The sequence below is a fragment of the Microbacterium sp. UMB0228 genome, assembly GCF_002871415.1.
Taxonomy (GTDB): Bacteria; Actinomycetota; Actinomycetes; order Actinomycetales; family Microbacteriaceae; genus Microbacterium.
The window spans coordinates 140,532-152,800 of record NZ_PNFU01000004.1 but is presented as its reverse complement, the minus strand read 5'-3'; the positions used below and the strand labels follow the sequence as shown (position 1 = coordinate 152,800).

The 12,269-nt window shown below is 71.6% G+C and carries 11 protein-coding genes and 1 tRNA gene; 4 read left to right on the top strand and 8 right to left on the bottom strand.

Annotated elements, in window-relative coordinates; translation table 11 throughout:
- Window positions 1-28: 28 nt before the first annotated feature.
- Window positions 29-1,324: a M20/M25/M40 family metallo-hydrolase gene (locus tag CJ226_RS11280; protein WP_102209215.1), complete on the bottom strand. Its 1,296-nt coding sequence runs from the start codon at window positions 1,322-1,324 to the stop codon at window positions 29-31.
- A gap of 113 nt (window positions 1,325-1,437) precedes the next feature.
- Between CJ226_RS11280 and CJ226_RS11275 the strand changes: the two genes are divergently transcribed.
- A tRNA-Leu gene (locus tag CJ226_RS11275) sits at window positions 1,438-1,520 on the top strand.
- 102 nt (window positions 1,521-1,622) lie between these two features.
- Here CJ226_RS11275 and CJ226_RS11270 read toward each other — a convergent pair.
- Window positions 1,623-2,720: a VIT1/CCC1 family protein gene (locus tag CJ226_RS11270; protein ID WP_102209214.1), complete on the bottom strand. Its 1,098-nt coding sequence runs from the start codon at window positions 2,718-2,720 to the stop codon at window positions 1,623-1,625.
- Between the two features lie 131 nt (window positions 2,721-2,851).
- Window positions 2,852-4,594, bottom strand: a complete 1,743-nt coding sequence (locus CJ226_RS11265; protein WP_029989244.1) for a DEAD/DEAH box helicase — start codon at window positions 4,592-4,594, stop codon at window positions 2,852-2,854.
- A gap of 146 nt (window positions 4,595-4,740) precedes the next feature.
- Between CJ226_RS11265 and CJ226_RS11260 the strand changes: the two genes are divergently transcribed.
- Complete coding sequence (locus CJ226_RS11260; RefSeq protein ID WP_025103427.1) at window positions 4,741-5,568, top strand: SGNH/GDSL hydrolase family protein; 828 nt, start codon at window positions 4,741-4,743, stop codon at window positions 5,566-5,568.
- 9 nt (window positions 5,569-5,577) lie between these two features.
- Here the strand turns inward: CJ226_RS11260 and CJ226_RS11255 are convergent, their stop codons facing one another.
- Window positions 5,578-6,384, bottom strand: a complete 807-nt coding sequence (locus tag CJ226_RS11255) for an RNA methyltransferase (RefSeq protein WP_102209213.1) — start codon at window positions 6,382-6,384, stop codon at window positions 5,578-5,580.
- Window positions 6,385-6,449: 65 nt separating this feature from the next.
- Here CJ226_RS11255 and CJ226_RS11250 point away from each other — a divergent pair, with 65 nt between their 5' ends.
- Window positions 6,450-7,289, top strand: a complete 840-nt coding sequence (locus CJ226_RS11250; RefSeq protein WP_102209212.1) for a Sir2 family NAD-dependent protein deacetylase — start codon at window positions 6,450-6,452, stop codon at window positions 7,287-7,289.
- Window positions 7,286-7,873 carry a histidine phosphatase family protein gene (locus CJ226_RS11245; RefSeq protein ID WP_025103424.1) on the top strand — a complete coding sequence of 196 codons (588 nt, stop codon included), beginning with the start codon at window positions 7,286-7,288 and terminating at the stop codon, window positions 7,871-7,873. Before CJ226_RS11250 ends, CJ226_RS11245 begins: the two co-directional genes overlap by 4 nt.
- 8 nt (window positions 7,874-7,881) lie before the next feature.
- Here the strand turns inward: CJ226_RS11245 and CJ226_RS11240 are convergent, their stop codons facing one another.
- From CJ226_RS11240 to CJ226_RS11225, 4 genes are read right to left on the bottom strand one after another with little or no spacing between them, the layout of a single operon-like run.
- Window positions 7,882-8,688 carry a CoA ester lyase gene (locus CJ226_RS11240; protein WP_102209211.1) on the bottom strand — a complete coding sequence of 269 codons (807 nt, stop codon included), beginning with the start codon at window positions 8,686-8,688 and terminating at the stop codon, window positions 7,882-7,884.
- Window positions 8,685-9,167, bottom strand: a complete 483-nt coding sequence (locus CJ226_RS11235) for a MaoC family dehydratase (protein ID WP_371512203.1) — start codon at window positions 9,165-9,167, stop codon at window positions 8,685-8,687. Before CJ226_RS11235 ends, CJ226_RS11240 begins: the two co-directional genes overlap by 4 nt.
- Window positions 9,168-9,182: 15 nt before the next feature.
- Window positions 9,183-10,331 (bottom strand): acyl-CoA dehydrogenase family protein, encoded by a 1,149-nt coding sequence (locus CJ226_RS11230; protein WP_102209329.1) that lies wholly within the window; start codon window positions 10,329-10,331, stop codon window positions 9,183-9,185.
- A complete protein-coding gene (locus CJ226_RS11225) occupies window positions 10,331-12,265 on the bottom strand; it encodes a biotin carboxylase N-terminal domain-containing protein (RefSeq protein ID WP_102209210.1) in 1,935 nt (644 codons plus the stop codon). The genes CJ226_RS11230 and CJ226_RS11225 overlap by 1 nt, the downstream gene beginning before the upstream one ends.
- Between the last annotated feature and the right edge of the window lie 4 nt (window positions 12,266-12,269).

The following is a 12,269-nucleotide window of genomic DNA, read 5'->3' as shown; positions in this document are numbered from 1 at the left end:
GGGGCGGCACGGAGCGCGTGGACGCCGCTCAGTACGTGCGCAGCAGATCGGCCAGCACCCGCTGACCGAAGACAAGTGAGTCTACGGGCACCCGCTCGTCGACTCCGTGGAACATCCCGGTGAAGTCGAGATCGGCCGGCAGGCGCAGCGGGGCGAAGCCGTAGCCGGTGATGCCGAGCGTGGCCAGCGCCTTGTTGTCGGTTCCCGCGCCCAGGAGGTACGGGATGACAGGGACACCGGGGTCGTGCCGCCCCAGCGCCGCCACCATCGCCTCGACGAGCTCCCCTGTGAACGGCGTCTCCATGCCGATGTCACGGACCACGGTCTCGATCCGGATGTCGTCGCCCACGATGCGCCGGAGCTCCGCGAGCACGTCGTCCTCGGTCCCCGGGATCACGCGGACGTCGATAAGCGCCTCGGCGCGCTCCGGGATGACGTTGTGCTTGTAGCCGGCGGTGAGAGCCGTCGGGTTGGTCGTCGTGCGGAACGTGGACCGGAGGAAGGCCTCGGCCGGACCGGCCGCGGCGGCGAGGGCGTCGGGGTCGTCGGCGCTCCGACCGCTCAGCGCGCTCAGGCCCTGGAGCAGCGCCTCCGTCGTCGGCGTGAGCCGGACCGGCCACCGCGTCCGGCCGATGGCGGCGACGGCCTCCGCGAGCTTCGTGACGGCGTTGTCCTCGTGCAGGCGACTGCCGTGCCCCGCCCGGCCGGTGGCGACGAGGCGGATCCAGATCAGCGCCTTCTCCCCCACCTGCAGCAGGTACGCCCGACGGTCGTCCACCGAGATGGAGTAGCCGCCGACCTCGCTGATCGCGGCCGTCGCCCCGGCGAACCACTCCGGCCGGTCCTTCACGACGAGCGCGGAGCCCTCGACCCCGCCGTTCTCCTCATCGGCGAAGAACGCCAGGACGAGGTCGCGCTCCGGCTGCTCCCCCGCGCGCAGGATGTCGGCCACGGCGGTGAGGATCATCGCGTCCATGTTCTTCATGTCGACCGCGCCGCGACCCCAGAGCATGCCGTCCTGCACGGTGCCGGCGAACGGGTCCACCGTCCAGTCCTCGGCGACCGCGGGCACGACGTCCAGGTGGCCGTGCACGACGAGTGCCGGCTTGGTGCGGTCGCGGCCCGGGACGCGCGCCAGGACGTTCGTGCGCCGTGGGATGGGCTCGTAGTACTCGACCTCGAGCCCCAGCTCCTTCAGGTACGCGCCGACGTACTCGGCCGCCTCCCGCTCCCCTTTCGCGTTGCCGCCGCCGTAGTTGGAGGTGTCGATGCGGATGAGGTCGCTCGCGACGCGGGCGACCTCCGGCAGGGAGGAATCGGTCATGGACTCAGGCTATCGAAACCACGTGCCACGCCCGGGCGTCACGCTCGGTTCGAGACGCCTCCGAGAACGTGCTAATCTCATTCTTCGGTCGGCAACGATCAAATCCAACACCTGCGCGGGTGGCGGAATGGTAGACGCGCTAGCTTGAGGTGCTAGTGCCCGATAGGGCGTGGGGGTTCAAGTCCCCCTCCGCGCACAGAGAGCGAAGGCCCCGGATCCACGGATCCGGGGCCTTCGTCGTTTCCGGTGCGGTCATGGCGGTGCGCTGCGGTCCCGCGCGAGCGGGACCGCAGGACCGTCACACCGCGCCGACGCCGAAGAGCAGACCCAGCGCGTAGGTCACCGCCGCCGCGCCGAAGCCGATGGCGAGCTGCCGCAGGGCCCGCCGGAGCGGCGGTCCTCCGGAGAGGACGCCGACCATCGCACCGGTGCTGAGCAGCGCGATGCCGACCAGCACGAGCGCGAGCACGATCGCCGCGGTGCCCTCCATGCCGAAGATCCAGGGCAGGACGGGCACGATCGCGCCGGAGGCGAAGAGGAGGAAGCTGGAGATGGCCGCCGTCCAGTCGTTGCCGACGACCTCGTGGGCGTCGCCGCCCTGGACGGCCACCGGCCCCGTGGCCGCACGCCGGACGCCTTCCTGGGCCGCCTGGACGATGCGACGGGCCCGGGCCAGCGACTCGCCCTGATCCATCCCGCGGGCGCGGTACACGAGCGCGAGCTCGTTCTCGTCGATGTCGAGGTCGGCCGCGGCCGCCGCGGCGTCCTCGTTCGCCTCGGTGGCCGTGAGGAGCTCCCGCTGCGACCGCACGGACACGAACTCCCCCGCGCCCATCGACAGTGCGCCCGCGAGGAGACCCGCGATGCCGCTGAACAGGACGAAACCCGAGCTCACGCCGGTGGCGCCGATACCGAGCACGAGGGCGAGGTTGCTGACGAGGCCGTCGTTCGCCCCGAAGACGGCCGCGCGGAAGGAGCCAGAGAGGCGCCGACGGCCCCGTGCGGCGAGACCGCGGACGACCTCGTGGTGGACCTTCTCGTCGGCGCGCATGGCCGGGGTGGCCCAGCGCTCGGCGTCGTACGGGGAGCGGGCCTCGGCGCTCTGGGCGAGGGCGAGGACGAAGATCGAGCCGAAGCGGCCGGCCATCCACCCCAGGAGGCGGGAACGGACCCCGGCCCGCGGCAGGCGCGTCGGTTCGCCGCCCAGCAGGTCGAGCCAGTGCTTCTCGTGGCGGCGCTCGGCCTCGGCGAGCCCGAGCAGGATCGCCCGCTCCTCCCCCGACCTACGGGTCGCGAGGCGCTGGTAGACGGCGCCCTCCGCCCGTTCCTCGACGAGATAGCGAGCCCAGCGCCGTCGATCGGCGGCCGTGGAATCGGCTGCGGCAGGGGCTGTCATGGAACCTCCAGGTGTCACGGTTGCCCGGCGTCCGGGCAACCGTTCCACGCTATCCGCGCGGTGCCGCCCCGGCCGCGTCCTCGCACGGATTGCCAGCATTTCGGGGATCCGAAGCAGCGACCGGAAAGTGCTCAGGAGCGGACGCGCTTGCGCAGCACCTCGATGCGGGACTGCAGCTGCGTCACGGTCGCCTGCGCCACCGCCGGACCGCCACAGATACGACGGAGCTCGGCATGCACGGCGCCGTGCGGCTGGCCCGACTGCCGGGCGTAGAGGCCGACCAGGCTGTTCAGCAGCTGGCGCTGCTCGCGCAGGGTGCGATGCAGCGGCGCGGGCAGCGTCGTGGTCTGCGTCGGGTCGGCCTGGGCTTCCCTGACCTCGCGGTGCCGGGACTGGCGGGCCTGCCGCTGCATCAAGAGCTCGTGCACGTGCTCGGGCTCGAGCAGACCGGGGAAGCCGATGAACTCCTCCTCCTCGGGCGTGTTCGGCTCGGCGAGCTGGCCGAACTCCTTCCCGTCGAACACCATGCGGTCGAAGTGCGCGACGGAGGAGATCGCCTGGTAGCTGAACTCCTGCGTCAGTGCGTCGGAGGCCTCGTCCTCACGGTTCGCGCTCTCCAGCAGCGAGTCCTCGAGGCCGTCATCGTCCTTCGACTGACGGTCGAGCGCGTGATCGCGCTGCTTCTCCATCTCGTTCGCGAGCTTCATCAGCACAGGGACGTGCGGGAGGAAGACGCTCGCCGCCTCGCCTCGACGCCGCGCCCGCACGAAACGGCCGATGGCCTGAGCGAAGAACAGCGGGGTGGACGACGACGTCGCGTACACGCCCACCGCGAGCCGCGGCACGTCGACGCCCTCCGAGACCATGCGCACCGCTACCATCCACCGGGCGGTGCCCTCCGAGAACTTCTCGATCCGCTCGGAGGCGGTGGCGTCGTCGGACAGCACGATCGTCGGCTGCTCGCGGGTGATGCTGTGCAGGATCTTGGCGTAGGCCCGCGCGACGGTCTGATCCGTCGCCAGCACGAGTCCGCCCGCATCCGGGATGTGGTGCCGGATCTCGGTCAGACGGCGATCCGCCGCGGAGAGCACAGCAGGCATCCAGTCGCCCTCGGGGTCGAGGGCCGTTCGCCAGGCCTGCGAGGTGACGTCCTTCGTGTTGTCCTGTCCCAGATGGGTCTCGAGCTCGTCGCCGGCACTCGTCCGCCACCGCATCTTCCCGGCATACATGTGGAAGAGCACGGGACGGACGACGCCGTCCGCGAGAGCGCGGCCGTACCCGTAGGCGTAGTCGGTGCTGGAGACCCGGGCTCCGGTCTCGTCCGGGAGGTACTCCACGAACGGGATCGGTGCGGTATCGCTCCGGAACGGGGTCCCCGAGAGCAGCAGTCGGCGCTTCGCCGGTCCGTAGGCATCGCGGATCGCGTCGCCCCAGCTCAGGGCGTCGCCGCCGTGGTGCACCTCATCGAGGATGACCAGGGTCTTCGCGTCCTCCGTCAGGTGACGGTGCACCGACGACTTCGCAGCGACCTGCGCATACGTGACCACGACGCCGTGATAGTGCCGCGCCGGTGCCCAGTCGCTGTTGCGGAAGCGCGGGTCGAGCCGGATGTGGACGCGGGCGGCGGCGTCGGCCCACTGGGTCTTCAAGTGCTCCGTGGGTGCCACGACGATGACCCGGTTCACCTCGCCCATGCGCATCAGCTCGACCGCGAGGGTGAGCGCGAACGTGGTCTTGCCGGCGCCCGGTGTGGCGGCCACGAGGAAGTCGCGCTGGTCGGCCTGGAAGTACGCGTCCAGAGCCTCCTGCTGCCATGCCCGCAGCTTGTTCGCCGTTCCCCACGGGGCGCGCTGAGGGAAGGACGGAGAGAGCATCGACTCCACGATAATCGCTCCCACCGACACCGCGGCATCCGCGGGGGTGCCGCGCGCGTCCCCCCTCGAAGGCATCGGCACGGGTAGGCTCGGTCACTGCGCGGCGGTCACCATCGTGCGCGCACGCCTTCGCGAAGGAGAGCCGGATGAGCGATCAGGAATCGACCAGGACCCCGTACGTCGCGAACGAGACCCCGCACCCGTGGCGCCGATTCGTCGCGATCGGCGACTCGTTCACCGAGGGCATCGGCGACCCGGACCCGGCGGCCCCCGGGGGTCACCGCGGCTGGGCCGATCGCGTCGCCGAGGTGCTCGCCCAGCAGGTCGACGACTTCGCCTATGCCAACCTCGCCGTCCGAGGAAAGCTCATCGCGCAGATCGTCGCCGATCAGGTGGAGCCCGCCGTCGCGCTGCGCCCCGACCTCATCTCGATCTGCGCCGGCGGCAACGACGTCATCCGCCCCGGCACCGATCCGGATGCCATCGCCGCACAGCTGGAGGACGCGGTGGCGCGCCTGTCGTCCACCGGCGCGGCCGTGGTCGTCTTCACCGGCATCGACACGGGGTTCACGCCGGTGTTCCGTCCCTTCCGCGGCAAGGTCGCGATCTACAACGAGAACGTCCGCGCGATCGCCGAGCGCCACGACTGCATCGTCGCGGACCAGTGGGCACTGAAGGTCGTGCAGGATGCGCGATTCTTCGACGACGACCGCCTCCACTACAACGCGCTCGGCCACCACGAGGTCGCGCGGATGGTGCTCCGCGCCCTCAACGTTCCGAACGACCTCGAGGCCATGCAGCCCGAGCCGCTGCCGCTGCGGACCTGGCGTGCCGCCCGCAGCGAAGACCTCGGCTGGGCCCGGGAGCACCTCGTGCCCTGGGTGCTCCGCCGGCTGCGCCACCAGTCGTCCGGCGACCACATCGCTGCCAAGCGCCCCGAGCCCTCCCCGGTCATCCTCCCCGGCAAGGAGTGACGCGCACTCTCACTCCGCGGGAGCGAGTGCCCACAGCGCCACGGCGGCGGCCGAGGCGACGTTGAGCGAATCCACGCCGCCGGCCATCGGAATGGTGACCACGGTGTCCGCGCTGTCGAGCGCGGTCCGCGTGAGACCGTCGCCTTCGGCTCCGAAGAGCAGCGCCACCTTCTCGGGCCGCTGTGCCGCATACAGCCGGAGATCCACGGCTGTGTCGCTGAGCGCGAGGGCAGCGATGTCGAAGCCCTGCTCACGGAGATCCGAGACCGCCGACGACCACTCGTCGATCCGGGTCCAGGGCACCTGGAACACCGTGCCCATGCTCACCCGGACGCTGCGACGGTAAAGCGGGTCCGCACAGCGCGCCGACACGAGCACCGCATCCGCCCCCAGACCGGCGGCGGCGCGGAAGGCGGCGCCGACGTTGGTGTGATCGCCCAGGTTCTCCAGCACCAGCACCAGCCGTGCGTCGCGCACCACGTCGGCGACCGGCGCCAGAGCCGGACGGCGCATGGCGGCGAGGGCTCCGCGATGGACCTGATAGCCGGTGACCTGTTCCGCGACCTCGTCCGGGACCACGAGCACCGGAACGGCGCGCTCCCCCAGGATGCGCCGCACCTCGTCGACGCGCCGGGCCGAGACCAGCACCGATCGGGGTTCGTGCCCGGCCGCCAGCGCGCGCTCGATCACCTTGGCGGTCTCGGCGATGTAGAGTCCCTCCGCGGGCTCGCGGACGGCGCGGAGGGCGGTGTCGGTGAGGCCGCGGTAGTCGTCCAGCCGCGGGTCGTCGATGTCGGTCACATGCTGGAGGTCCACCGCTCCACTCTGCCATCCCGGTTCTCGTCCACCCCGCGCCCCGTAGACTCGATCGAGGAGGTCCTGTGAGCGCGACGAACACCGCCGAGCCGTCGGCCGAGCTCTCCCACGCCGCCGACCTGCTGCGCGGCAAGCGGATCGCCCTTCTCACCGGCGCCGGCATCTCGACCGACTCGGGCATCCCCGCCTACCGCGGCGAGGGGGCGCGCACCCGCAGCGACCCCATGACGATCCAGACCTACCTCGGCGACGAGGCCGCCCGGCGCCGCTACTGGGTCGGCGGTCACCTCGGCTGGCGCGCCTTCGCCCGGGCCGCCCCGAATCCCGGCCACCGTGCACTCGCGGAGATGGAGTCCAGGGGCGTGGTCTCGGGTGTCATCACCCAGAACGTCGACGGACTGCACCTCCGCGCTGGCAGCTCGCACGTCATCGAGGTGCACGGGACCATGCGCCGCGTGCTCTGCCTGCACTGTGGTCAGGTGTTCGACCGTCGCGACATCGCCGTGCAGATCGAGGAGCGCAACCCCTGGATCACCGTCCCGGAGAACGTGGCGCTGGCTCCGGACGGCGACGTGCTCCCGGAGAGCACCGAGGGCTTCGTGGTCCCGACCTGCACCGTGTGCGCGGGCATGCTCAAACCCGACGTGGTGTTCTTCGGAGAGTATGTGCCGCAGGACCGCTTCCGTGCCGCCGAATCGTTGCTGCGCTCCAGCGACGCGCTCATCGTGGCCGGCTCCTCTCTCGTCGTGAACTCCGGCGTGCGCCTCGTGAACCGGGCGCGTCGACGCGGCATCCCTCTGATCATCGTCAATCGCGAGCCGACCCGCGCGGACGCCTGGGCCGATGTCACCATCGCCGCCGGCACCAGCGACGTGCTCCCCGCCCTGCAGGAGATGCTGTCGTGACCTATCTCACCCTCATCCGCCACGGTCAGACCGACTGGAACCTCGCCCGCCGCATCCAGGGGTCGACCGACATCCCCTTGAACGAGACGGGCCGCGAGGACGCGCGGTGGGCGGCAGAGAAACTCGCCGGCACGACGCACCATGCCGTCTACACGAGCCCGCTCGTGCGGGCGAGCGAGACCGCCGGCATCATCGCGGAGCGCCTGGGCTTGGAGATTGCCGGCGTGGTCCCCGACATCCGGGAGCGGGAGTTCGGCGAGGGCGAGGGCATGCTCGTCCCCGACTACATCTCGACCTACGGCGACTGGCACGCGGAGGTCCCCGGCGCGGAATCGCTGCACGAGGTCGGCGTCCGCGCCATCGCCGCGCTGCACCGCATCGCGCGCGACGCCCGGCGGAGGTCGGCGCCGCAGGCGGAGTCGGTGCTCGTGGTGACCCACGGCGGCGTCATCCGCGCCGTCATCGACCACGTCTCCGGCGGTACGCTCCCCCGGGACGGCGAGGTGCTGCGCAACGGCTCCGCGCACCGGTTCGTCGCGGCACCCGGCTACCTCCGGCTGCTCGAGGAGACGCCCGTCCTCTGACGGGACGGTCAGCCGGCGCGGGAGACCACGGCGCGCGCGTGACGCAGGACGGGCTCGTCCACCATGCGCCCCCGGAAGCGGAACACACCGCGCTCCTGCGCCGCAGCGGCGAGTACCTCGCGCGCCCATGCCACCGTCTCGGCGTCCGGCGCATACGCCGCCCGGATGACCGCGACCTGACTCGGATGGATGCATGCCGTCGCGCGGAACCCCGACGCCGCCGCATCCTCCGCCTCCCGCTCCAGCCTCGCGGTATCGCCGATGTCGACGTGCACCGCGTCGATCGCCGCCTTGCCGTGCGCACCGGCCTCCAGGAGCACCCGGGAACGGGCGTAGCGCGCGATGTCGCGGTAGCCGCCCTCTGCATTGCGGGAAGAGGTGCCGCCGAGGGAGGCCACCAGATCCTCCGCGCCCCACATCAGTCCGGCGACCGCCGGGTGCGCGGCGATGTCGGGCGCCGCATGGATCCCGCGCGCCGTCTCGCACAGCGCGAGCAGAATGAAGCCCGCGTCGAAGGCGTCCAGGCTCTCCGCGCTCTGGGTCTTCGCCACCATCACGGTCCGGAACGGTGACCGTGCCAGGGCCTCGAGGTCGTCCGCGAACGCCGCGGAGTCCGGCGCGTTCACGCGCACGATGACGCGCGCGGGGTCGAGGTCCGCGGCGACGATGTTCTCGCGGGCCTCGCTCTTCGCCTCCGGCAGCACGGCGTCCTCCAGATCGAGGATCACGGCATCCGCCCGCTCCTGGGCCTTCGCGAAGCGCTCCGGGCGGTCCGCCGGGCAGAACAGCAGGGCAGGGCCGAGTTCGAAGGTCATGCGGCGTCCTCCTCCGGCCGGCAGCGCACCAGCACCGTGCGGACGGCCGTCGCGACCACCGTGCCGTCCTGATTGCGTCCGGTGTGCGCGATCTGCACGACGCCCTGGCCGGGACGGGACGACGAGAGCCGCTTGTCGACGACGACGCTCTCGGTCGTGAGCGTGTCCCCGGCGAACAGCGGATGCGGAAAGGCGATGTCGCCGAGGCCGAGCTGCGCCACCAGCGTCCCCTGCGTGAGCTGGGCGACCGAGGAGCCCACCATCGTCGACAGCGTCCACATGGAGTTCATGAGGCGCGCGTGGAAAGGCTCCTGGGCATCCGCGAACGCCGCGTCCAGATGCAGCGCCTGGGTGTTCATCGTCAGCGTCGTGAAGAGGACGTTGTCCGCCTCCGTGGCCGTGCGACCGGGGCGGTGCACGTACCGGACGTCGGTCTCGAACTCCTCGTAGTACAGGCCGCGCTGCACGACCTCGCGCATGGTCATGCCTCCACGCTACCGGGCGAGTCCGAGCGCCCTGGCGATCACGAGGAGCTGGACCTCGGTGGTCCCCTCGCCGATCTCGAGGATCTTGGAGTCACGGTAGTGGCGCGCCACCGGGAATTCGTTCATGAAGCCGTTGCCGCCGAAGATCTGCGTCGCATCGCGGGCGTTGTCCATCGCGGCCTCGCCCGCGACGAGCTTCGCGATGGCCGCCTGCTCGGCGAACGCCTCTCCGGCGTCACGGAGGCGTGCGGCGTGGTGCCAGGCGAGCCGTGCGGTGTGCACGCGCGCCCTCATCCGCGCCAGCGTGAACTGCGCGTTCTGCCGCGTGCTGAGGGCGCTGCCGAAGATGGTGCGGCTCTTGGCGTACTCGACCGCCGCCTCCAGGCACCCCTCCGCCGCGCCGGTCGACAGCGCGGCGATCGCGATGCGGCCCTCGTCCAGGATGCTGAGGAAGTTGCGGAACCCGCTCCCCCGCTCACCGAGGAGATTGCCCGCCGGCACCCGCGCTCCGACGAACGTCAGCGGATGGGTGTCCGACGCGTTCCACCCCACCTTGTCGTAGGGCGGCTCGACCGTGAATCCCGGCGTACCGTTCGGGACGATGATCGTCGAGATCTCCTTGCGTCCCTCGCTCTGGCCGGTGACCGCGGTGACCGTGACGAAGCGGGTGATCGGAGTGCCCGAGTTGGTGATGAACTGCTTGGAGCCGTCGAGCACCCATTCGTCGCCGTCGAGCCGCGCCGTCGTGCGCGTCGCGCCAGCGTCGCTCCCGGCCTCGGGCTCGGTGAGCCCGAACCCGGCGAGGGCGCGACCCGCGAGGAGATCCGGCAGCAGCTCGCGCTTCTGCTCCTCGGTGCCGAAGCGGAAGACGGGCATCGCACCCAGACTCACCCCGGCCTCGAGGGTGATGGCGATCGACTGGTCGACCCGTCCCAGAGCCTCGATGGCGAGGCCGAGCGCCATGTAGTCGCCACCCTGACCGCCGTACTCCTCGGGGAAGGGGAGTCCGAAGAGGCCGAGCTCCCCCATCTGCCGCACGACGTCCATGGAGAGCGTGTGCGTGCGATCCGCCTCGTACGCCTGCGGCGCGACGACCGTGTCGGCGAACTCGCGTACCATCGCGGCGAGCTCGCGCTCCTCCTCGGTGAGATCGTGCATCATCGGTCCTCCTCCGTCATCGTCACGCGGGCGACCGGTTGGTCGCGCCGCACCTGGTCGCCGACCGCGACCAGCAGCCGCACCACGCCGTCGTGCGGCGCGAGCACGGGGTGCTCCATCTTCATCGCCTCGATCGATACGAGGGGCGCTCCCGCGCGGACCGCCGCTCCGTCCTCGACGTGAACAGCCACGACCCCGCCGGGCATCGGGGCGCGAGCCTCGGGCTCCGTGGCCCTGGCTTCGCGTTCCGCGGCGGCGAGGCGCCTCCGCATCCGGCCACGGCGATCCAGGGGACGCAGCCGGAGCGTCCGTCCGTCCTCGCTGACCCATACCGCGCCCTCGGCGGCGCGGGCCGCGTGCACCCGGTCGGAGAGCACCAGGGGCGGCGTCGCGCGCGCGATCTCGTCGCCGTCCGTGAGCAGGGCGACGGGTTCGGGGGCGTGCGACGCGGCCCCGAGACGCCACCCAGGGAGGCGCTGCCACAGCGGGCCGGCGCCCGCGCGCGCGGTGACCGCCTCGGGGCGGTTCTGGACCACGCCGGCGGCCGCCGCGAGCTGCGCCGCCGACGGGGGCACCGGTGCGAGCGGGAGCAGGGTCTCGATGAGGCCGGTGTCGAGGTCTCCCTCGCGCACACGGCGATCCTGGAGCAGCTGGCGCAGGAACGCGATGTTGGTCTCCACACCCAACACCACGGTGCGGGCGAGAGCCGCGTCGAGACGCCGCAGCGCGGTCTCCCTGTCCTCCGCCCACGCGATGACCTTCGCGATCATCGGGTCGTAGAACCCGCTCACGACACTCCCCGACTCGACGGCCGCATCCACCCGGACGCCCGGGGGCGCCTCGAAGAGCAACACGGTCCCCGTGGAGGGAAGGAACCCCCGTTCCGGCGACTCGGCGTACACCCGCGCCTCCACGGCATGGCCGGTCGTGCGGGGCTCGACGTCGAGCGGCTGTCCATCGGCCATGCGGAGCTGAAGCGCGACGAGGTCGAGTCCGGTGACCTCCTCGGTCACCGGATGCTCCACCTGCAGCCGGGTGTTCATCTCGATGAAGAAGACGTCTTCCGGTGCGTCCGCGTCGACGAGGAACTCCACGGTGCCGGCCCCGACATAGGCGACGCTCTCCGCTGCCCGCACCGCCGCCGCGAGCAGCCGGTCGCGGGTCGCGGACGGGATCCGGGCGGACGGCGCCTCCTCGATCACCTTCTGATGACGACGCTGGAGCGTGCACTCGCGCTCGCCGAGCGCCACGACGGTGCCGTGGGCGTCGCCGAACACCTGCACCTCGATGTGTCGCGGTCGACGGATGAGACGTTCCAAGATGAGCGCGTCGTCGCCGAAGGCGGATGCCGCGACCCGTCGGGCGGAGCTGAGCGCGCTCGCCAGACCCGTGCTGTCGGCGACGACCTCCATGCCCTTCCCCCCGCCGCCCGCGCTCGGCTTCACGAGGAGCGGGAATCCGACAGCCTCCGCCTCCTCGCGGATCTCCGCGTCGGACAGCCCGCGCGCGTCGAACCCCGGCACCACGGGCACGCCGCTGCGGCTCACGTGCTCACGGGCTCGCGCCTTGTCCCCCATGATCTGCAGCGCCTCGACGGTGGGACCGATGAAGACGATGCCGCTCTCCGCACACGCCTCCGCGAGCCCGACGCTCTCGGAGAGGAATCCGTAGCCCGGATGGACGGCCTCCGCTCCGGAGGCACGAGCCGCCGCGATGACGGCATCGATGTCGAGGTACGACTCCGCGGCCGGTGCCGGACCGATCCGCACGGCGGCATCCGCCTCGCGGACGTGCGGCGCGTCCGCGTCCGCGTCGCTGTAGACCGCGATGCTGCGGATGCCGAGGTCGCGGAGGGTGCGGATGATCCGGCGCGCGATCTCGCCGCGGTTCGCGACGAGGACCGAGGAGAACGAGAGTTCGGGTGAAGGCGACATGGGG

Coding starts and splice junctions, on each gene's coding strand:
- CJ226_RS11280 (WP_102209215.1), bottom strand. CDS start 1,324: ATGACCGATTCCTCCCTGCCGGAGGTCGCCCGCGTCGCGAGCGACCTC.
- CJ226_RS11270 (WP_102209214.1), bottom strand. CDS start 2,720: ATGACAGCCCCTGCCGCAGCCGATTCCACGGCCGCCGATCGACGGCGC.
- CJ226_RS11265 (WP_029989244.1), bottom strand. CDS start 4,594: ATGCTCTCTCCGTCCTTCCCTCAGCGCGCCCCGTGGGGAACGGCGAAC.
- CJ226_RS11260 (WP_025103427.1), top strand. CDS start 4,741: ATGAGCGATCAGGAATCGACCAGGACCCCGTACGTCGCGAACGAGACC.
- CJ226_RS11240 (WP_102209211.1), bottom strand. CDS start 8,688: ATGACCTTCGAACTCGGCCCTGCCCTGCTGTTCTGCCCGGCGGACCGC.
- CJ226_RS11235 (WP_371512203.1), bottom strand. CDS start 9,167: ATGCGCGAGGTCGTGCAGCGCGGCCTGTACTACGAGGAGTTCGAGACC.
- CJ226_RS11230 (WP_102209329.1), bottom strand. CDS start 10,331: ATGCACGATCTCACCGAGGAGGAGCGCGAGCTCGCCGCGATGGTACGC.
- CJ226_RS11225 (WP_102209210.1), bottom strand. CDS start 12,265: ATGTCGCCTTCACCCGAACTCTCGTTCTCCTCGGTCCTCGTCGCGAAC.